This window comes from Streptomyces pactum, assembly GCF_016031615.1.
GTDB lineage: Bacteria > Actinomycetota > Actinomycetes > Streptomycetales > Streptomycetaceae > Streptomyces > Streptomyces pactus.
Map to the genome: position 1 here is coordinate 830876 of NZ_JACYXC010000001.1, position 19013 is coordinate 849888.

At 73.8% G+C, this 19013-nt stretch carries 18 protein-coding genes; 11 read left to right on the forward strand and 7 right to left on the reverse strand.

Features of this window, described 5'->3' with window-relative positions; translation table 11 throughout:
* Positions 1-171: 171 nt before the first annotated feature.
* Positions 172-630, reverse strand: a complete 459-nt coding sequence (locus IHE55_RS03310) for a flavin reductase family protein (protein ID WP_197991756.1) — start codon at positions 628-630, stop codon at positions 172-174.
* Positions 631-1159: 529 nt separating this feature from the next.
* Complete coding sequence (locus IHE55_RS03315) at positions 1160-1522, reverse strand: TlpA family protein disulfide reductase (protein ID WP_372442611.1); 363 nt, start codon at positions 1520-1522, stop codon at positions 1160-1162.
* 250 nt (positions 1523-1772) lie between these two features.
* Here IHE55_RS03315 and IHE55_RS03320 point away from each other — a divergent pair, with 250 nt between their 5' ends.
* The gene (locus tag IHE55_RS03320; RefSeq protein WP_197987643.1) at positions 1773-2501 is read left to right on the forward strand and encodes a lysophospholipid acyltransferase family protein; all 729 of its coding nucleotides are present in this window, start codon (positions 1773-1775) and stop codon (positions 2499-2501) included.
* 406 nt (positions 2502-2907) lie between these two features.
* Here IHE55_RS03320 and IHE55_RS03325 read toward each other — a convergent pair whose 3' ends face one another.
* The 3 genes from IHE55_RS03325 to IHE55_RS03335 are packed head-to-tail and all read right to left on the reverse strand — an operon-like array spanning position 2908 to position 6190.
* The gene (locus IHE55_RS03325; RefSeq protein WP_197987644.1) at positions 2908-3999 is read right to left on the reverse strand and encodes a threonine aldolase family protein; all 1092 of its coding nucleotides are present in this window, start codon (positions 3997-3999) and stop codon (positions 2908-2910) included.
* Complete coding sequence (locus tag IHE55_RS03330) at positions 3978-4766, reverse strand: SDR family NAD(P)-dependent oxidoreductase (protein WP_197987645.1); 789 nt, start codon at positions 4764-4766, stop codon at positions 3978-3980. Before IHE55_RS03330 ends, IHE55_RS03325 begins: the two co-directional genes overlap by 22 nt.
* A gap of 26 nt (positions 4767-4792) precedes the next feature.
* Positions 4793-6190 (reverse strand): DUF6421 family protein, encoded by a 1398-nt coding sequence (locus tag IHE55_RS03335; RefSeq protein WP_197987646.1) that lies wholly within the window; start codon positions 6188-6190, stop codon positions 4793-4795.
* Between the two features lie 232 nt (positions 6191-6422).
* Between IHE55_RS03335 and IHE55_RS03340 the strand changes: the two genes are divergently transcribed.
* Positions 6423-7106: a glycerophosphodiester phosphodiesterase gene (locus IHE55_RS03340; RefSeq protein ID WP_197987647.1), complete on the forward strand. Its 684-nt coding sequence runs from the start codon at positions 6423-6425 to the stop codon at positions 7104-7106.
* 612 nt (positions 7107-7718) lie between these two features.
* Here the strand turns inward: IHE55_RS03340 and IHE55_RS03345 are convergent.
* Positions 7719-8291, reverse strand: coding sequence for a GNAT family N-acetyltransferase (locus IHE55_RS03345; RefSeq protein ID WP_197987648.1), 573 nt, complete (start codon positions 8289-8291; stop codon positions 7719-7721).
* A 172-nt stretch (positions 8292-8463) separates the two neighbouring features.
* On the opposite strand from IHE55_RS03345, the gene IHE55_RS03350 reads away from it, so the two are divergent.
* Positions 8464-8856 carry a VOC family protein gene (locus IHE55_RS03350; protein ID WP_197987649.1) on the forward strand — a complete coding sequence of 131 codons (393 nt, stop codon included), beginning with the start codon at positions 8464-8466 and terminating at the stop codon, positions 8854-8856.
* A 336-nt stretch (positions 8857-9192) separates the two neighbouring features.
* Here the strand turns inward: IHE55_RS03350 and IHE55_RS03355 are convergent, their stop codons facing one another.
* Entirely contained in the window at positions 9193-9633 is a 441-nt protein-coding gene (locus IHE55_RS03355; RefSeq protein WP_197987650.1) for a VOC family protein, read from the reverse strand.
* 313 nt (positions 9634-9946) lie between these two features.
* Here IHE55_RS03355 and IHE55_RS03360 point away from each other — a divergent pair, with 313 nt between their 5' ends.
* The 8 genes from IHE55_RS03360 to IHE55_RS03395 all read left to right on the forward strand — a co-directional run bounded on the left by IHE55_RS03360 (position 9947) and on the right by IHE55_RS03395 (position 18999).
* Complete coding sequence (locus tag IHE55_RS03360) at positions 9947-10522, forward strand: DUF5134 domain-containing protein (protein ID WP_197987651.1); 576 nt, start codon at positions 9947-9949, stop codon at positions 10520-10522.
* A gap of 196 nt (positions 10523-10718) precedes the next feature.
* Positions 10719-11654 (forward strand): M56 family metallopeptidase, encoded by a 936-nt coding sequence (locus IHE55_RS03365; protein WP_197987652.1) that lies wholly within the window; start codon positions 10719-10721, stop codon positions 11652-11654.
* A gap of 652 nt (positions 11655-12306) precedes the next feature.
* Positions 12307-13038, forward strand: a complete 732-nt coding sequence (locus IHE55_RS03370) for a phosphatase PAP2 family protein (protein ID WP_197987653.1) — start codon at positions 12307-12309, stop codon at positions 13036-13038.
* Positions 13035-14003 (forward strand): pirin family protein, encoded by a 969-nt coding sequence (locus tag IHE55_RS03375; protein WP_197987654.1) that lies wholly within the window; start codon positions 13035-13037, stop codon positions 14001-14003. The genes IHE55_RS03370 and IHE55_RS03375 overlap by 4 nt, the downstream gene beginning before the upstream one ends.
* Positions 14004-14670: 667 nt before the next feature.
* Entirely contained in the window at positions 14671-14925 is a 255-nt protein-coding gene (locus IHE55_RS30660) for a universal stress protein (RefSeq protein WP_232265433.1), read from the forward strand.
* 292 nt (positions 14926-15217) lie between these two features.
* Positions 15218-17008 carry an IlvD/Edd family dehydratase gene (locus IHE55_RS03385; protein ID WP_197987655.1) on the forward strand — a complete coding sequence of 597 codons (1791 nt, stop codon included), beginning with the start codon at positions 15218-15220 and terminating at the stop codon, positions 17006-17008.
* Complete coding sequence (locus IHE55_RS03390) at positions 16995-18080, forward strand: C-terminal binding protein (protein ID WP_197987656.1); 1086 nt, start codon at positions 16995-16997, stop codon at positions 18078-18080. Before IHE55_RS03385 ends, IHE55_RS03390 begins: the two co-directional genes overlap by 14 nt.
* Positions 18055-18999 (forward strand): sugar kinase, encoded by a 945-nt coding sequence (locus IHE55_RS03395; RefSeq protein ID WP_197987657.1) that lies wholly within the window; start codon positions 18055-18057, stop codon positions 18997-18999. The genes IHE55_RS03390 and IHE55_RS03395 overlap by 26 nt, the downstream gene beginning before the upstream one ends.
* The last annotated feature ends 14 nt before the right edge of the window (positions 19000-19013 follow it).

Consider the following 19013-nt stretch of genomic DNA (forward strand, 5'->3'; position numbering starts at 1 on the left):
TGCATCGTCTCTTGAGCTGCCTTGTGCTGGCAGCATAGGCGCCTCTCGGGCCGGATCCCGATCGGGGCGACCCTTCGCCGAACGAAATATTACTCGTCAGTACATCGACCGTCCGGGCCGCTGGCAAGGCCGGTGAACTGTGACCTTCCCAACGGCCGCGGCAGGGACGTCTCAGTCCCGCAGCGCGTTGAAGCACCCCTGGTGGTAGAGGAGCGGACGGCCCGCCCCCGAGGCGTCCCCGGCCACCGGGGAGGCGATCAGCAGCCGGTGGTCCCCGGCCGGTATCCGGGCGGTCACCTCGCACACCAGCCAGGCCGGCACCCCGGCCAGCAGCGGCACGCCGTGCGGGCCGGTGCGCCAGCGGGTGGGCGGGGCGAAGCGGTCGGCACCGCTGCGCGCGAAGGTGGCGGCCAGCTCCCGCTGGTGCTCCCCCAGGACGTGCACCCCGACGTACCCGGCGGTGGCGAACACCGGCCAGCTGGAGGAACCGGTGCCCACCCCGAAGGAGAGCAGCGGCGGATCCATCGACACCGAGGTCAGCGAGGTCGCGGTGAAACCGGTGGGCCGCTCACCGGCCGCCGTGATCACCGCCACCCCGGCGGCGTGCCGGCGGAAGACCGCGCGCAGCAGCTCCGCGTCCCCGGCCCCGGCCGGGCCGGGACCCGGTCCGGCGGGACCGGGCGCCTCCGGGCTCGGGGCGGGCGGGGGGTGGCGTGCCGAGGTCCCGGCGTGGCCGTCATGAGGTCGTCCTTGGGGTGGAGGTACGGGCCGGGGGCCGGCGGGGACCCCGGCGGCAGGCCGCGGCCACCGGTGCCGCCCGCGGCGCAGTCCGGCGGGCGGGGCGCGCACCGGCGGGCACACCGGAAGGGAGAGGGAGGCCACGCCACATCACGTCAGACTGACGATGCGGGGGACGGGGCGTCAAGACGGCCCGGACGGATGCGAGATCCGTCACGGGCGCGGCCGGTCGCACCCCCGGCGTGGGCCCGGTCCCGGGCCCGGCGGTGAGCCGACGGGCGGCCCGGCAGCCGTCACGGCGGTGAGCCGGCGCCGGGTCACCGCCGGGGCCCGTCGGCCGCCACGGGCGCGGGGCCCGGCAGCCGCGTGGCGGCCGGCCGGGCGGTCACGGCCGGCGGGGCGGTCACGGCCGGCGGGGCGGTCAGGGCCGGTGGGGCGGTTCGGGCCGCACCGCCGCACCGAGCGCGGCGATCACGTCGGCCTTCCGCGGCTGTCCGGCGGCCCGGCGCACCACCGTGCCGCCGGCGTCCAGCACCAGCACCGTGGGGGTGCGGACGATGTCCAACCGGCGGACGAGTTCCAGCCGGGATTCCGCGTCGATCTCGACATGGGTCACGCCGTCCACCATCGCGGCCACCTCGGCGAGCACCCGGCGGGTGGCCGCGCAGGGCCGGCAGAAGGCACTGGAGAACTGCACCAGCGTCGCCCGGCGGCCGAGGGCCGCCCCGAGCTGGGCGGCGTCCAGCCGCACCCCTTCACCTCCGGGCACGCTTCCGCCCACCACGCACTCTCCCTCCACCACGATCCGCCGCGATCCGCCGCTCCGGGACAACGCTTACCGGGCCGCGCCCCTTCCCGCTTACCGGGCCGCGGCGCGGGCAGACGTGATGAGAATCTCCCGCCCGGGCGGGGCCAGCCGCTAGCAGACAGGCCCGACATCAGGCACGATCTGCCACAAGCCCTCAACCTACGGCTGCGTAACTTCCGGCGGGAGAACCCTCCCATGGATCGGACACGATGAAGGGTCCCCCACTATGGCTGAACTCGTCTATCCGCCGGTGATCGGCATCGCCCGCACCATGTTCAAGGCGCTGGACCTGCGCTTCGACATCAAGGGCACCGAGAACATACCGCCCCGGGGCGGGGCGGTCCTGGCGAGCAACCACATCGGATACCTCGACTTCGTCTTCTGCGGCCTGACCGCCCGCCCCGCCAAGCGGCTGGTGCGGTTCATGGCCAAGGAGGCGGTCTTCCGCCACCGGGTGTCCGGGCCCCTGATGCGGGCGATGAAGCACATCCCGGTGGACCGGGCCGCCGGGATGGACGCCTACCGGCACGCGCTGAAGTCGCTGCGCTCGGGCGAGATCGTGGGGGTCTTCCCGGAGGCGACCATCTCCGAGTCCTTCACCCTCAAGTCGTTCAAGTCCGGGGCGGCCCGGCTGGCGCAGGAGGCGGGCGTACCGCTGCTGCCGATGGCGCTGTGGGGGACCCAGCGGCTGTGGACCAAGGGCCACAAGCGGGACATGGGCCGCAACCACTTCCCGATCACCATCCGGGTGGGCGAGCCGGTGGAGGCCGACCCGGCCGACCACCCCGACAAGGTCACCGACCGGCTCCGGTCCCGGGTGCAGGAGCTGCTGGAGGCCGCGCAGCGCGCCTATCCGGTGCGCCCCAAGGGCCCGGACGACACCTGGTGGATGCCGGCGCACCTGGGCGGCACCGCGCCCGCCCCGCGGGAGGCCGCGGCGCTCGACCGCCGCTGAACCCGGGCCGCCGGGCCGCCCGTCCCGCCTCGGCGGGGCGGGCACCGACGCATGGGCCAGCGCGGACCGGCGCGGACCACGCGGACCGGCCCAGGACCCGCACCGGCGGGTGAACCGGTCACGGCCCGCAGGCCGGTACCGGCGCGGCGGGGACCCCGCGGCCCCGGGCCGGGCGCCGGCCGCACTGCCGGTGCGCACCGGTCGGGCCGGGACCCGGGCCCGTCCGGCCGCGGGGAGACACGCCCCGCTGCCCGCCCGGGCCCGCCGCCCCGGCTTCCGCCGGCGCACCGCCGCGAGGCCGCCGCACGGACGCTGGGCAGCCGGTCCGCACACGGGCGCGCCCGGTCACCACGGCCCTCGTTCGTGCCGTGGTGACCGGGCGCGCCCCGGCGGCCGGTCCGTCGCGTTACCGCCTGCCCATCTCCTCGGCGATCGCCTCGGTGAAGGCGTCCACGTCGTCCGGGGTGGTGTCGAAGGCGCACATCCAGCGCACCAGTCCGGCCTGTTCGTCCCAGAAGTAGAAGCGGTACCGCTTCTGGAGCCGCTCGGCGACGTCGTGCGGCAGGGTGGCGAAGACCGCGTTGGACTGCACCGGGTACTTCACCTCGACGCCGTCGATGGCCCGTACGCCCGCCGCCAGCCGCTTGGCCATGGTGTTGGCGTGCCGGGCGTTGCGCAGCCACAGGTCCTTGGCGAGCAGCGCCTCCAGCTGGACGGAGACGAAGCGCATCTTGGACGCCAGTTGCATCGACAGCTTGCGCAGGTGCTTCATCGCCCGCACCGCGTCGGGGTTGAGCACCACCACGGCCTCGCCGAAGAGCATGCCGTTCTTGGTGCCGCCGTAGGAGAGCACGTCCACCCCGGCGACGTTGGTGAAGGCGCGCATCGGCACGTCCAGGGTGGCCGCCGCATTGGCGATCCGGGCCCCGTCCAGGTGCACCTTCATCCCGCGCTCGTGGGCGTGCTCGCAGATCGCGCGGATCTCCTCGGGCGTGTAGCAGGTGCCCAGTTCGGTGGTCTGCGTGATGGAGACGACCTGCGGCATGGCCCGGTGCTCGTCGTCCCACCCCCAGGCCTCCCGTTCGATCAGCTCGGGGGTGAGCTTGCCGTCCTCGGTGGGTATGGTGAGCAGCTTCAGCCCGCCGACCCGTTCCGGCGCACCGCACTCGTCCACGTTGATGTGGGCGGAGGAGGCGCAGATCACCGCGCCCCAGCGGTCGGTGAGCGCCTGCAGCGCCACCACGTTGGCGCCGGTCCCGTTGAAGACCGGGAACGCCTGGGCGTACGGGCCGAAGTGGCCGCGCACCACGTCCTGCAGGTGGGCGGTGTAGTCGTCCTCGCCGTAGGCCACCTGGTGCCCCTCGTTGGCCAGGGCGAGCGCCGCGAGGATCTCCGGGTGGGCCCCGGCGTAGTTGTCACTGGCGAAGCCGCGCAGTGCGGGGTCGTGTCGGCGGCGGGCATCGGTGTGCCCGGCCTTCACGGCTTTGGGGTCAGCCACAGACGGGTTCCGTTCACTTCCTGGGCGGGCCGGTCCCAGACTCCGGCGATGGCCTCGGCCAGCTCCTTGACGTCCGTGAAGCCCGCGAACTTGGCATTCGGGCGCTCCGCGCGCATGGCGTCGTGCACCAGCGCCTTGATGACCAGGATGGTAGCCGCGGCCTGCGGTCCGCTGTCGCCCCCGAGCTTGGCGAAGGAGTCCCCCAGCGCCAGGGTCCACGCCTCGGCCGCGGCCTTGGCGGCGGCGTAGGCGGCGTTCCCTGCGGTGGGCCGGGAGGCTCCGGCGGCGCTGATCAGGACGTAGCGGCCGTTGCCGCTGCGCTGCAGGGCGTCGTGGAAGGCGAGCGAGGTGTGCTGAACGGTCCGGATCAGCAGGTTGTGCAGGGTGTCCCAGTCGGCGAGCGGGGTGTCGGCGAAGGTCTTGGAGCCGCGCCAGCCGCCCACCAGGTGCACCACGCCGTCGATCCGGCCGAACTCCTTCTCGGTCCGGTCGGCCCAGGCGCGGGTGGCGTCCAGGTCCAGCAGGTCCACGGTCTCGCCGGTCACGGTGGCGCCGCCGTGCGCGTACCGGGCGGCGTCCACGGCCTCGGCCAGCCGGGCGGGGTCGGCGTCGGCGGCGACCACGGTCGCCCCGGCCTCGGCCAGTCGCAGCAGCGCGGCGCGGCCGGCCGGACCGGCGGCCCCGGCCACGGCCACCACGGCGCCCTCCAGGGGCCCCTGCCCGTTGCCGGGCTCGTTGGGGGTCGGGCTCGACGTCGGAGTGGTCATGCTGGTCGCCTCCTCGTGCCCCGCGCTCACGCGGCGGCTCGGATGTCGCTGTCGGCCGTGATGCCCTTGGTGGACGCGATCACGTCGCGCAGCTTCTTGGCCAGGGCCTCGTAGAACATGCTGAGCGGGAACTCGTCCGGGAGCACCTGGTCCACCAGCTTCCGCGGGGGGAGCGAGGTGTCCAGCGCCTCGGGGCCCTTGGCCCACACCGAGCCGGGGTGCGGGGCGAGGTAGGTGGAGACCAGCTCGTAGGCCTTCAGCCAGTGGACCAGCTTGGGCCGGTCGATGCCGTCGCGGTACAGCTTCTCGATCTCCGCGCACAGCTGGTTGGTGACCTGCGGGGCCCGGTCCCAGTCGATGCGCAGGGTGTTGTCCGTCCAGCGTACGACGTCGTGCTTGTGCAGGTAGGCGAAGAGCAGCTGCCCGCCCAGTCCGTCGTAGTTGCGGTTGCGGTCGCCGGTGACCGGGAAGCGGAACATCCGGTCGAAGATCACCGCGTACTGCACGTCCCGGGCCTGGGCGAAGCCCTCGGCCTCCAGCTTCACGGCCTCCTTGAAGGCGGTGAGGTCGCAGCGCAGCTCCTCCAGGCCGTACATCCAGAACGGCTGGCGCTGCTTGATCATGAACGGGTCGAACGGCAGGTCGCCGTGGCTGTGGGTGCGGTCGTGCACCATGTCCCAGAGCACGAACGCCTGCTGGCAGCGGTCCTGGTCGGCGAGGAGCCGGCGGATGTCCTCCGGCAGGTCGATGCCGAGCACCGCGACGGCGGCCTCGCTCACCCGTCGGAAGCGGGCGGCCTCCCGGTCGCAGAAGATGCCGCCCCAGCTGAAGCGCTCGGGGGCCTCGCGGACCGCGATGGTCTCCGGGAAGAGCACCGCGGAGTTGGTGTCGTAGCCGGCCGTGAAGTCCTCGAAGGTGATGCCGAGGAACAGCGGGTTGTCGAAGCGGGTGCGCTCCAGCTCCGCGAGCCACTCCGGCCACACCATGCGCAGCACCACGGCCTCGAAGTTCCGGTCCGGGTTGCCGTTCTGGGTGTACATGGGGAAGACCACCAGGTGCTGGCGGCCGTCCACGCGCTCCCGGGCGGGCTGGAAGGCGAGCAGGGAGTCGAGGAAGTCGGGGACGCCGAAGCCCTCCTCCGCCCAGCGGCGCAGGTCGGCGACGACCGCGGTGTGGTACTCCGCGTCGTGCGGCAGCAGCGGCGCCAGCTCCTCGACGGCCGACGCGGCCCGGTCCACGGCGGCGCGCGCGGTGTCCCTCGACGGAGCGTTCTCCGCCTCGAAGTCGATCGAGCCGTCCTTGGACTGCCAGGGCCGGATCTCCTCCACGGCAGCCTTCAGCACCGGCCAGGCCGGGTGATCGACCACGCGCCCGGTGGGCAGAACATCGGCGCCTGCCACCTCGGGCGCAAGAATTTCCGTCATGACACAACCTCCACAGGAGAAACTCGCGTAAAGACACCGTATCTATCGCAGGTTCTTCCACTCAAGGGGGGCCACGAAAGATTATTCTGCCCCGCCCGTCCCAGACCGATGTTTTTCCTGTCGTGTACCCCGGCGCCGCGCCGTTCACCGGGGGCGCCGGAGCGCGCCGCTAGGCTGCCGAACCCACGGTGGCGCCTGGACCGCCACCGTCGAGCGAGAGGGCGAGACAGCGTTGACCTTCCTCACCATCGGACACCGCGGAGTGATGGGTGTCGAGCCGGAGAACACCCTGCGGTCCTTCGTCCGCGCCGAGCGCGAGGGCATGGACGTCATCGAGATGGACCTGCACCTGAGCAAGGACGGCGCGCTGGTGGTGATGCACGACGCCGAGGTGGACCGGACCACCGACGGGTCCGGTGCGATCGGCGACCACACCCTCGCCGAGCTGCGGGAACTCGACGCCGGACAGGGCGAGCGGATCCCGGTCTTCGAGGAGGTGGTGGACGCGGTGCGGGCGCCGCTGCAGGCGGAGATCAAGGACCGGGCGGCGGCCCGGGCGCTGGCCGAGGTCATCAGCCGGCGCGACCTGCTGGGCCGGGTGGAGGTGCTCTCCTTCCACGACGAGGCGCTCGCCGAGATCCGCACCCTGCTGCCCACGGTGCGCAGCGCGCTGGTCGCCAGCAGGTACGGGCTGGACGTGATCGACCGGGCCCGGGCGGTGGGCGCGGGCGCGCTGGTGCTCAACATCCGCCGCCTCACCCTGGAGCTGGTCGAGCGGGCGCACGACGCTGGTCTGAGGGTCATCGGCTGGACCGTGAACACCCCCGACCACCTCCGGCTCGCCCGCGGCCTCGGCCTCGACGGCGGAACCACCGACTACCCGGAGATCCGCCGCGCGGCGCGCTTCACGGCCTGAGCGGGGCGCTTCACGGCCTGAGGCAGGGCGACCGGGCCCCGGCCGGTCTCCCGGCCCCGCGGCGGCGGACCGGTACGGGGTCTCCGGGCCCGGTGCGGTGGGGCCGGCCGGTCCGGGGGCCGCGTGGGCGGGCGACTCCCGGCCCCGGCCGGGCCTGCGGGCCGGCCGGCGGGCGCGGGGGGCAGGCGGACGGTGTCCGGGCCGGGGTCGCAGCCCGGCGGCTCGGGGTCCGGGCTGCGCGTGAGCGGGAGCGCCGGGCCTGAAGGGCCCGGGCCGGCATCGAGCACGCGGCTGAGCGGGGCACGACGGCGGCCGGGCCGCGGCCCCGGAACGGGCCGCCGGACCGGGGCCCGGCAAGGACCGTGCGGCCCGGTGGCCACCGGCACGGGACCGATCCGAGCCCGGCGGCGGGCCGGTACGGGGGGTTGCGAACCCGGCAGTGGTGGGCTCGCACGCGGCGTCCGGGCCCGGCGGCGGGACGGTGCGCGGCCGTTTCCGAGCCCGCGGCGGCGGACCGGTACGGGGTTCTGCGAGCCCGGCGGTGCGGAGGATAACGGGTCTCCGGGCCCCGCGGCGAGGGTTCGGTACCGGAGCCGGCGACCGCCCGCCCGCTCACCCGCCCAGCGGCTTGACCAGCAGTTCGAACTCCAGGTCCGGCCGACGCGGGATACCGAAACGCTCGTCGCCGTAGGGGAACGGCGCCATCCGCCCGGTCCGGGCGTAGCCGCGGCGTTCGTACCAGGCGATCAGCTCCTCGCGCACCGCGATCACCGTCATGTGCATCTCCCGGGCGCCCCACTCGGCCGCCACGAGGCGCTCCGCCTCGGCCAGGACGGCCTTGCCCACGCCCGCCCCCTGGAGTCCGGGCCGCACCGCGAACATCCCAAAGTACGCCACCGGCTCCCCCACGTCCCCTCTCCGACGCTCCAGCTGGCAGCAGGCGATCAGCTCGCCGTCCCGCTCGGCCACCACCATCCGGCCGTCCTCGGCGTTCACCACCGCGGACACGCCCTCGGGGTCGGTGCGCTGCCCGCCCAGCAGGTCCGCCTCGGTCGTCCACCCCGCCCGGCTGGCGTCCCCCCGGTACGCGGACTCGACGAGCGCGACCAGGGCCGGCACATCGGCGTCGGTCGCGGTACGGAAGCTCAGTCCGGCGGCGGGCCGGGGACTCCTGGCGGTCTCCATGCGGACGGGTCCTTCCTCGGTACGGCAGGGGTTCGTGCGGCGTGACGGCGGCCGCGCCACGGGCCGCGGCCGTCCCGCCGCGCGATGGCGGTACCCGCCGGGTCCGGCGCGCCGCCCCGCCGTCGGGGACGGCAGGGCGAACCTTAACGCCCCCGGCGCTAGGGTTCGCCGCATGGTCCACGTACTGAGCAGCCGGGTGCTGCTGCGCCCCACCGATCCGGAGCGGTCCCGCGCCTTCTACGGCGAGACGCTCGGTCTCGCGGTCCACCGGGAGTTCGGCACCGGCCCCGACCGCGGCACCGTCTACTTCCTCGGGGGCGGCTTCCTGGAGGTCGCCGGCCGGTCCGACACCCCGCCCGCGCCCGGCCTCCAGCTGTGGCTGCAGGTCGCCGACGTCCGGGCGGCGCACCGCGAACTGGTTGCGCGGGGCGCCCGGGTGGTCCGGGAACCCCTGCAGGAGCCGTGGGGGCTGGTCGAGATGTGGGTCGAGGACCCGGACGGGGTCCGGCTGTGCGTGGTGGAGGTGCCGGAGGGGCATCCGCTGCGATACCGGCCCGGCATCTGAGCCCACCGGCCGGGACGCCGCCGGAACCCGGCCTGCGCCCCCGCCCGCCGCACGGCTTCCCCGCCCTGTACGGGTCGCCCCCACGAGCCCGCCTGTACGGGTCACCCCCGTGGCGCCCGGGGGCCGTGCGGGAGTCGCCGTGCCGGGACCGCCGCGCGGGCACCGTACGCCGGGGCCGAAGGGCCGCCCATCGACGGCCCGCCCCGGTCCGGGCGGTGCCGTGCGCCGGTCGGGTACCGGCGGGCGGGGTCACGACCCGGCCCGGTGCCGGAACGGCCCGGCCGGGCCCGTCCCGGGGTGACCGGCGGTGCGTACCGGGGGCGTCCCGGAACCCGCTCAGTCCACGGCCGGCGGGGGCTCCGCGCCGAAGACCCAGGGTGCCAGCACCACCATCCAGCCGTCCGGGTCGGCGAAGACCACCGCCCCCCGCTCGGGCCAGTACGGGTTGGCCGCCGGTACCGGGTGGTGGCCGCGTGCGGCGAGGGTGCGCACCGCCTCGGCGACGGCCTCGGGCCCGCGCAGGTAGAGCACCAGCTGGTTCTCCGGGTGGGGCTCGGGGATGCGCGGCGGGTCGCCGTGCTGCGTGATCTCCATGTGCACCGGCGTCCCGGGCAGCCCGAACAGCATCCCGTCGTATCCGGCGTGGCCGCGCCACTGGCCGATGACCGGCAGGCCGAGGATGTCGCGGTAGAAGACGAGGACTTCGTCGTAGCGGGCGGTCGGCCGGGCGAAGCGCACCGCGCCGACATCGAGATGGGCGGGCCAGGAGGTCGTCATACGGCGATGCTGGCAGCCCGTTCGGCCGCCCGGCATCGGCCGCCGGAACGGCTCCGGCCTCCGGCCCGGGGCCTACGTCCAGCGGTCCCCCGGCCCCGCCGCGCCGACGTCCCCCCGGGTACTTGCGTCCCGTCACGGCGACATACGGCCCCGGCCCGTAGCGCCGACGTACTCCCGGTCCCGTTGCACCGACGTACCGCCCAGGTCCCCCGGCCCGCCGCGCCGACGTACCCGCCGCCGCCCCGGGGCATGCTCCCTGCGGCGCCCCTTGCCGTTCCGGCCGGTCCGGGGCGCCCGAAGGGGGTGCGGCGGCGTGCACGGTCCACCACTCGTCGGCTGGCTGCTGCTGGTGCTGGGTGCCGCCGGCGGGGCGTACTGCACCGCGCGCGCCCGCGCCGCGCCGCCGGGCCCGCGCCGGGCCTTCCGCGCCGAGGCGGCGCTGGGCTGGGGCATGGCGGTGATGGCCGTCCCGGCGGTGACGGCACCGGACAGCGCCCTGTGGGCACGGCTGACGGCGGTGGCGGCGGTGCGGCGCCCTGCCGGCGCTGTCGGTGGGCGGAGGGCGGGCACCGGCCGGGTGGGGCGGGACCACACCGTCGAGGCGGTCGCCATGATCTACATGTCGGTGGCCGCGGTCCTCCCGGCGCCGGGCGACGGCGCCGGGCACACGGGCCACGGCACCGGTCCCACCGGCCCCTCCCTCGTCCTCACCGCCGTCCTCCTCGGGTACTTCGCCGGGTACGCGGTGCGGGCCGGACTGCGGCTGGTGCCGGTGGCCGCGGCCGGACCGGCGCCGGGCGCGGTGGCGCTGACCGAACGCCCCGAACTCGCCGCGGCCTGCCGGCTGGCGATGAGCGTCGCCATGTGCGGGATGCTGCTGACCATGTGAGCGCCCCGGCCACCCGCCCGCCACCGTTCCGTGGCCGCGGCCGCTCTCCCGCCACCGCCCCACGGCCGAGGCCGGCCGCGCGTGGGCGGGCATCCCGGCCGCCCCGGGCCGGCGTGGACGGGATGGATACCGTGGCGTGCGTCACTTCCCGGCATCTCCATACCCGGGCGCGGCGCCACGCTCATAGGCTGGCGGCATGATGGTCCCGCTCGCGCTGCTGGTCCTTGGTGCTCTGGCCGCGGCACTGGCGCCGCGCCTGCTGGCCCGCTCCGACTGGCTCGACCGCGAACCCGTCCTCGCACTGTGGTTGTGGCAGTGCGTGGTGGTGGGTGTGCTGATGTGCTGCGGACTGGCCATGGCGCTGAGCGCCGCCGCGGCGTCCGAAGCGGTCCGGGGCAATGTCTTCGCCCCCGCCCCGGCCGGTGTGGTGGAGTCCTACGCGCTCACCGCCTACGACCGCTGGGCCGGTCCGGTGGCGATCGCCCTCGCCTGCGGCGCGGGCTGGACCGCGGTGATGCTGGGCCGAGAGATCATGCGGGCCCGGGCCCGGCGCCGGCAGCGGCGCGCCGAACTCCTGGTCCGCGCCCCGCTGCTGCCGGGCGAGGAGCCCCGGGCCGACCGGCTGGTGGTCCTGGAGGGCGACCGGCCCGGCGCCTGGTGGCTGCCCGGGGCGACACCCCGGCTGGTCATCACCACCGCCGCGCTGCGCCGCCTCAGGGGCCGTCAGCTGGACGCGGTGCTCGCCCACGAGCAGGGGCACGCCCGGGCCCGGCACGACTGGCTGCTGCACTGCGCCTCCGCGCTGGCCACCGGCTTCCCGCAGGTACCGGTCTTCGCGGCGTTCCGCGACCAGGTGCACCGGCTGGTGGAACTGGCCGCGGACGACGCGGCGTCGCGCCGTTTCGGACGGCTGACCACCGCCCTGGCGCTGGTCGAACTCAACGAGGACCGCGGCGTGTTCGGCCCCTGCCCGGCGCAATTCGCCGAGGTCCCGCGGCGGGTGGACCGGCTGCTCGCCCCCGCCGCCCGGCTGCCGGTGTGGCGGCGGCGCCGGCTGACCGCCGCGGCGGCGCTCGTCCCGGTGGTTCCGGTCCTGATCGCGCTGGTGCCGGCGCTCCGCGTGCTCGGCTGAACCGGCACGGCGGCCCGGCGCACCCGGCCGGCCCTCCCCCGCGGGACGCCCGGCCCGCGACGCGGCGGGCCCGAACAGCTCTGCACCACCACTCATCCCACCACCACGCCATCCCGCCCCCGGGCAGCCCGGTCTCCGGCGTCCGGCCCCGACAGATCCGCCCCGGGCGCGCCGGGCGAGGCCCCCGGACGCGGCACCGAGCTCCCACCACTCCGGACCGGGAGCGACCGGCGTCCCGACGTGACCAGCGCGACCGCCCGACGCATGGGACCGCCGCCCGTGGACCCGCTCCCGCCCGTAGGCCGGAACCCCCGGCACCCGCCCCTCCAGGCCCGTCCGTCGTACACCGGCGAACCCCCGTCCGATCCCCGTCCCGCACGCGCCCCTCCGGACGCGGGGGGGCCGACCCGGCACCAGGACAGCCCGCGCCCCCGCACGCCGGCTCCGGGGGGTCCCACCGGCCGGGCCCCGGCCCGTACCGGGTGCCGCCCGCCCGGCGCGAACCGCCCACACCCATGGGCCCGCCCCCGCCCACGGGACGCGGAGGGCCGCCCCGGCGGACAGGCGCTCCGCGCACCTGCCCCGGCCCCGGCCCCGGGTGCCACCGGCCTCCGGAGTTGGTTTCCGGCGCGCCGGAAGCGATCATCGACGCATGCAGCCGCCCTCCGCCCCGTCCCGGACCCGCCCCGCGGGCGCCGTCCGCGTCCGGCGCGCCGCCGCCGGAACCGCGGCCCTGCTCACCGCGGTGTTCGTCGCCCTGCTGGTGCTGGTGGCGGCGGGCTGGCAGCCCCTGATGGACTGGGACCGCGAGTGCGCCGAGGATCTGCACCGGCACGCGGTGGCGCACGACGGCTGGACCCGGACCAGCCGGGTGCTCACCGACTGGGTGTGGGACCCGTGGACCATGCGGGCCCTGCTGGCGGCGGCCGTGGCGTGGCTGCTGTGGCGCGGCGACCGGTCGGCGGCCGGATGGGTGGCCGCCGCCGCGGTGCTGGGGGCCGTGGTGCAGCAGGTCCTGAAGGCGGCGGTCGGCCGGGAGCGCCCGTGGTGGCCGGACCCGGTGGACAGCGCGCACTACGCGGCCTTCCCCTCCGGGCACGCGTTCACCGCGACGGTCGGCTGCGGGCTGCTGTACTGGCTGGCGGTCCGGTACGGCGTCCGGGCCCGGTGGCGCGGCGCGGTGGCGGTGGTCGCGGTCGTGTCGGTGCTCGGGGTGGGATTCACCCGGGTGTATCTGGGTGTGCACTGGTTCAGCGATGTACTGGGTGGCTGGCTGCTCGGCGGCGCGCTGGTCGCCGTGGTGGTGGCGTGGTGCCCGGCCCCCGGGCCGGTGCCGCGCGCCCCCGACCGCCGCCGTGACCACGTTGGGAGACATCCACAGTGAGCAACCTCGACCTCAAGCCGCCGACCACGGTCTGCGGCGGCCGGACGGACGTCGCGGCGCAGCCGGTCCGCGACCTGCTGGCCGGCAAGGACGTACCCCTGGGCGAATCCACGGTGGTGCGCCGGCTGCTGCCGAACCTGGGCCGGCGCATGGTGGGCGCATGGTGCTTCGTGGACCATTACGGGCCGGACGACATCGCCGACGAGCCGGGGATGCAGGTGCCGCCCCATCCGCACATCGGGCTCCAGACCGTGAGCTGGCTGCACGAGGGGGAGGTGCTGCACCGCGACAGCCTGGGCAGCAAGCAGACGCTGCGCCCGGGCCAGCTCGGCCTGATGACCTCCGGGCGGGCCATCGCGCACTCCGAGGAGTCCCCCCGCGAACACGCGCGGCTGCTGCACGGGGCACAGCTGTGGGTGGCCCTGCCCGACGAGCACCGGCACACCGAGCCCAGGTGGGAGCACCACACGGAGCTGCCGCGGGTCACCGGCGGGGGCGGGCTGTCGGCCACCGTGATCCTCGGCGAACTGGACGGCGCCCGGTCCCCCGGGACCACCTTCACCCCGCTGATGGGCGCCGACATCACCCTGGCCGCCGGCACCGACACCCGGCTGCCGGTCCACCCCGACTTCGAGTACGCGGCCCTGACCATGTCCGGCGAGGCGGAGGTCGACGGCGTCCGGCTGGCGCCCGGCTCCCTCCTCTACCTCGGCTGCGGCCGGACGGAACTGCCGCTGCGGGCCGATGTGGACAGCGCCTTCATGCTGCTGGGCGGCGAACCGTTCGAGGAGCGGATCGTGATGTGGTGGAACTTCGTCGGCCGGTCCCAGCAGGACATCGAGCAGGCCCGCGCGGACTGGATGAACACCACCCGCTTCGGCGAGGTCCACGGCTACGACGGCCCCCGGCTGCCCGCCCCGATGCTCCCCTCCACACCCCTGAAGCCGCGGGGCCGCACCCGCTGACCTGATGCGGCCACCCGTCCTCGGCACACGGGCCCGCCTTCGCCCTCCCGCCGCCACCGCCCGGGCCCGGCCCGGAGCGGAGAAGCCCGGGAGGGCACGGTCCGGCTTCCGGCCGTTCCAAAGCGTGCAGGCGCGAGCGAAGCATTGCACAAGTGTCGCGTCGCAGCTGCCAAAAGACTTGCCGGCGCCGGTTCACGGCAGTTTTGGTTACCTGTCTCAAAGCCCCGTACACGGCCAACCCCGCCGCCACCGATCGCAGCACCGCCACCGACAAGAGCTGCGTAGATGGCCGCTGTTGCCTCAGGCGTGACGCTGCACTCCGCCCTATGCGGCAGGCTACGCCGGCACGTACGAGGGCGGTGGTCCGTGCCAATTCACCCGGGCATCGTCAAGAATTCCCCACCGGCGGCGCTCGGTCCCGCAACGTTTGACCACCTGCCGTGCAGGAATTGCTCAACGTCACTCTCCCAACAGGCCGGGCCCGGCCGCGAGCGGTCGCCTTCAGCGGTGGTGCGCACAGAGGAATCCGCCGCGCGGCGGCACCCGCTTCGTCTGCACCTCCCAAGCTGCGCGTGCGGCACGTTTCCATGAAGCTGGAGCTGACAGCCCCGCGCGCGCTCGGCCGGGCGAGCGCGCCGCCCGCCACCGGCGAGCCAAGGAGGAATCCATGGCTGCCCAGAACCGGAACACCGAACGCATCGTGGTCGGAGTGGACGGGTCGCACTCGTCGAAGCAGGCCCTGGGCCGGGCCGTGCGTCAGGCCGAGCTCACCAACGGCCCGGTGGAGGCACTGACTGTCCGGCCTCTTCCGCAGTCCCACGGCGCGCTCAGCTGGCTGCCACCGTCGAGCAGTGACGAGGCAGCGATGAAGGCCCGGGCGCACGGCAACCTCACGCACATCGTCGAGGAAGCCGTGGGATAGCCGCCACCAGTGGAAGTACGTGCCGAGGTGCGCCAGGGCACTGCCGCCGACGTCCTGCTCGATGCAGCGCACGGCGCGTCCCTGCTTGTCGTCGGCAGCCGAGATTTCAGGGCTTCTCAGGGCTGCTCCTGGATCGGTGGCCCGGCACTGCGCCCAGCAGGCCGCTTGTCCGGAGGTCGTGGTCCACAGCGATAGCCAATGAACACCGTCAGCGCATGTCCGGGGTCTTCTGTCTGAGCCGCAGTAGTGCCCGGCGTTGCGAAAGCCCGGACCGGCCAGCGAGGAGTCAATCATGTCACCGACGAAGCGCACCGCGAGGGAGCTACGCAGCCAGGCGTGGTGGGACAATGCGGGAAATCCGGAGATGACGGCTCTGTATCTTGAGCGGTTCCTGAACTACGGCTTCACACGGGGAGAACTTCAGTCGGGCCGACCGATCATCGGAATTGCTCAGACAGGTAGCGACCTGGTTCCCTGCAATCGGCACCATCTCTTCCTCGCCGACCGGATCAAGGCCGGGGTCCGCGACGGTGGCGGCATTCCGTTCGAGTTTCCCGTGCATCCGTTGCAGGAGACCGGGAAGCGCCCCACCGCGGCGCTGGACCGCAACCTCGCCTATCTCGGACTGGTCGAGGTGCTCTATGGATACCCACTTGACGGAGTGGTTCTGACGACGGGCTGCGACAAGACCACACCTGCCTGTCTGACCGCGGCGGCGACAGTGAACATCCCGGCGGTCGTCTTGTCCGGGGGGCCTATGCTCAACGGCTATCACAACGGTATGCGGACGGGCTCGGGGCTGGTGATCTGGCAGTCGAAGCGGCTCCTGGCCAGCGGGCAGATCGACTACGACGAATACATGGCACGGGTGACCGCCTCCGCGCCCAGCATCGGGCACTGCAACACGATGGGCACCGCGCTGTCGATGAACAGTCTGGCCGAGGCCCTGGGAATGTCCCTGCCCGGCTGCGCGGCGATCCCCGCCCCCTACGCCGAGCGGGCGCAAATCGCCTACGAGACAGGTCGCAGGGCGGTGACCCTGGTGCGGGAGGGCCTGACCCCCCGCAAGATCATGACACGGCAGGCCTTCGAGAACTCGATCGTTGTCGCATCGGCCATCGCGGCGTCGACCAACGCGCCCATCCACATCAACGCCATCGCACGTCATGTCGGGGTGGACCTGTCCAATGAGGACTGGTACCGCGTCGGACGCGACATCCCGGTGCTGGTGAACCTCGCTCCCGCAGGGGAGTTCCTCGGTGAGGACTTCCACCGCGCCGGCGGTGTCCCCGCAGTCATGCGGTCGCTGCTGGAAGCGGGGCACCTGCACGGTGACGCCGTAACCGTCTCGGGCCGTACGGTGGCCGAGAACCTGGTCAATGCCCCGCCCGCCGACCCGGCGGTCATCCGCCCCGTCCACGACCCCGTCACCGCACAAGGCGGACTGCTCGTCATGACCGGGAACCTGTTCAACTCCGCGATCATGAAAACGTCGGTCATCACCGACACCTTCCAAGCCCGCGTCCTGCCAGACTCCGACGATCCGGCGGTGTTCGACCTCCGCGCCATCGTCTTCGACGGGCCCGAGGACTATCACGCCCGCATCGAGGACCCGGAGCTGGACATCGACCAGGACTGCCTCCTCGTCATCCGCTACACCGGGCCCGTCGGATATCCGGGCTCCGGCGAGGTCGTGAACATGGAGCTTCCCGCGGTGCTGGTCCAGCGAGGCATCACCGCGCTGCCCACGCTCGGAGACGGCCGGCAGAGCGGCACCTCGGACGCACCGTCCATCCTCAACGCCAGCCCCGAGGCCGCGGTCGGCGGCAACCTCGCCATCCTGCGCACCGGTGACCGGATCCGTCTCGACCTGGACAACGCGCGCGTCGACGTCCTCCTGCCGGATGAGGAGATCGCCGCGCGGTGGGCCGACCACACACCCCCGGCACTGGAGCACCAGACACCGTGGCAGGAGATCTACCGTTCCACGGTCGGCCAACTGGACAGCGGGGGCTGCCTGGAGCTTGCCGTGTCGTACCAGGACCTCATTCACACCAAGGGGATTCCTCGTGACTCGCACTGACTCCCGCGAAACGATCCTGATCGCCGACTACGACTTCGGCGATGTGGACATCGAACGCGCCGTCGTCGAAGGCGCCGGGCTCCGGCTCCTCGCCGCACAGTGCAAGAGCGAGGACGAGGTGATCGAGGCGGGACGAGAGGCCGGCGGCGTTCTGACCCAGTACGCGCGGGTCGGTTCCCGCGCCATCGACGCGCTGACCCGCTGCCGGGTGATCGCCCGCTACGGCACCGGCGTGGACACCGTCGATGTCGACGCCGCCACCCGACGCGGAATCCAGGTCACGAACGCACCGAACGAATGGTGCGCCGAAGAGGTCGCCGATCATGCCGTCGCGCTCTGGCTCGCAGCCGCACGCAAGATCTGCCCTTACGACCGGGCGACCCGACAGGGCGAATGGCACTGGAAGACCGGCAAACCCATCCACAGACTGCGGGGACAGGCGCTGGGCCTGCTGTCCTTCGGCTCCATCGCACGGCTCATCGCCGAACGAGCAAAAGCCTTCGGCGTCGACGTATGGGCACACGATCCCTTCCTCGACCAGTCCGAGATCCGGGAAGCCCACGTCAGGCCGATGTCTTTCGCCGACTTGGTGGAAGGTGCCGATTACGTGGTGGTCCAGACGCCGCTCACCCCCCAGACACACCACACCTTCGATCGCGCGACGCTCCGCCGGATGAAGCCGACCGCCATCCTCGTCAACACCGCACGCGGGCCCATCGTGGAGGACGCGGCACTCCACCACGCCCTCACCGAAGGATGGATCGCCGGCGCGGCGCTGGACGACATCGAGGAGGAACCCGCGAAACAGCGCGGATGGCGCCCGACCAACCCCCTCTTCGAACTGCCCAACGTGATCGTCACACCCCACGCCGCCTACTACTCCGAGGAAGCCGTCAGGACGGTACGGACCATCGCCGCTGAAGAAGCCGTACGGGTGCTGACAGGGCAACCGGCACGATATCCGGTCAACGAACTACCACCCGGCTCCCACCCGCAGCAGGGCGATCTTCCCGCTCACGGGCCCGCCGTCGGCCAGAAGGAGTTCCATGACAGACGTCGTCACCGTCGGTGAGAGCCTCGGTCTGTTCCGGAGCGAGGCGACCGGCCCCTTGGTGCCCGGAACCCCGGTCACCTTCTCCTTCGCCGGTGCGGAGAGCAACGTCTCCATCGGCCTTGCCAGGCTCGGGCTCCGAGTCGCGATGCTCGGGCGGGTCGGTGACGACCCGATGGGCCAGGTGATCGGTGACCAACTGCGGGCGGAGGGCGTCGACCCGTCCCGTCTCGTCGTCGATACGGACGCCCCCACGGCGTTCATGCTGCGGTACCACCGGATCGCCGATCGGGTCGTCGCCTCGTACCACCGGCACGGTTCGGCGGGATCCCGGCTGTGCCGTGCCGACGTGGACGAGGCCCTCGTCCGCTCCGCCAAGGCCCTGCACACCACCGGGATCACGCTGGGGCTCAGCCTGTCCGCCCGGGACGCCGTCGAGCATGCCGTGGAGCTGGCCCGCCCGGCCGGTGTCACGGTGAGCCTGGACATCAACTACCGCTCCATGCTGTGGAGCAGGCAGGACGCGGCCGCCGCACTGCGGTCTCTGATCGGCCGGGTGGACGTGGTGTTCGGCGGCGAGGAGGAGCTACGACTGCTCACCGGGGAGACGGCACCGGAGGCCATCGCCGCGGCCGTCCGCGACCTGGGGCCGACCGAGGTGGTGGTCAAGCGCGGCGGCCGAGGGGCGGTAGCCCTGGCCGGCTCCGAGACCGTCGCGGTACCGGCGGTCCGCGTCAGCTGCGTGGACCCGGTCGGCGCCGGCGACGCGTTCGTCGCCGGATACCTCAGCGCCAGGCTGGAGGGGCTCGATCCTGCCGGCCGGCTGCGCCGGGGCGCGCTGTGCGGGGCGTTCGCGGTGTCCGTCCCCGGGGACTGGGAGGGGCTGCCCCACCGCGGGGAGCTGGGCCTGCTGTCCGGTGCTGAGGACGTACACCGCTGAAACCGCGGCCAGGG

Excerpts from the sequence above, each read along its gene's own strand:
- IHE55_RS03320 (WP_197987643.1), top strand. The coding sequence starts at position 1,773 with ATGGCTGAACTCGTCTATCCGCCGGTGATCGGCATCGCCCGCACCATG.
- IHE55_RS03330 (WP_197987645.1), bottom strand. The coding sequence starts at position 4,766 with ATGACCACTCCGACGTCGAGCCCGACCCCCAACGAGCCCGGCAACGGG.
- IHE55_RS03335 (WP_197987646.1), bottom strand. The coding sequence starts at position 6,190 with ATGACGGAAATTCTTGCGCCCGAGGTGGCAGGCGCCGATGTTCTGCCC.
- IHE55_RS03345 (WP_197987648.1), bottom strand. The coding sequence starts at position 8,291 with ATGGAGACCGCCAGGAGTCCCCGGCCCGCCGCCGGACTGAGCTTCCGT.
- IHE55_RS03350 (WP_197987649.1), top strand. The coding sequence starts at position 8,464 with ATGGTCCACGTACTGAGCAGCCGGGTGCTGCTGCGCCCCACCGATCCG.
- IHE55_RS03355 (WP_197987650.1), bottom strand. The coding sequence starts at position 9,633 with ATGACGACCTCCTGGCCCGCCCATCTCGATGTCGGCGCGGTGCGCTTC.
- IHE55_RS03365 (WP_197987652.1), top strand. The coding sequence starts at position 10,719 with ATGATGGTCCCGCTCGCGCTGCTGGTCCTTGGTGCTCTGGCCGCGGCA.
- IHE55_RS03370 (WP_197987653.1), top strand. The coding sequence starts at position 12,307 with ATGCAGCCGCCCTCCGCCCCGTCCCGGACCCGCCCCGCGGGCGCCGTC.
- IHE55_RS30660 (WP_232265433.1), top strand. The coding sequence starts at position 14,671 with ATGGCTGCCCAGAACCGGAACACCGAACGCATCGTGGTCGGAGTGGAC.
- IHE55_RS03385 (WP_197987655.1), top strand. The coding sequence starts at position 15,218 with ATGTCACCGACGAAGCGCACCGCGAGGGAGCTACGCAGCCAGGCGTGG.
- IHE55_RS03395 (WP_197987657.1), top strand. The coding sequence starts at position 18,055 with ATGACAGACGTCGTCACCGTCGGTGAGAGCCTCGGTCTGTTCCGGAGC.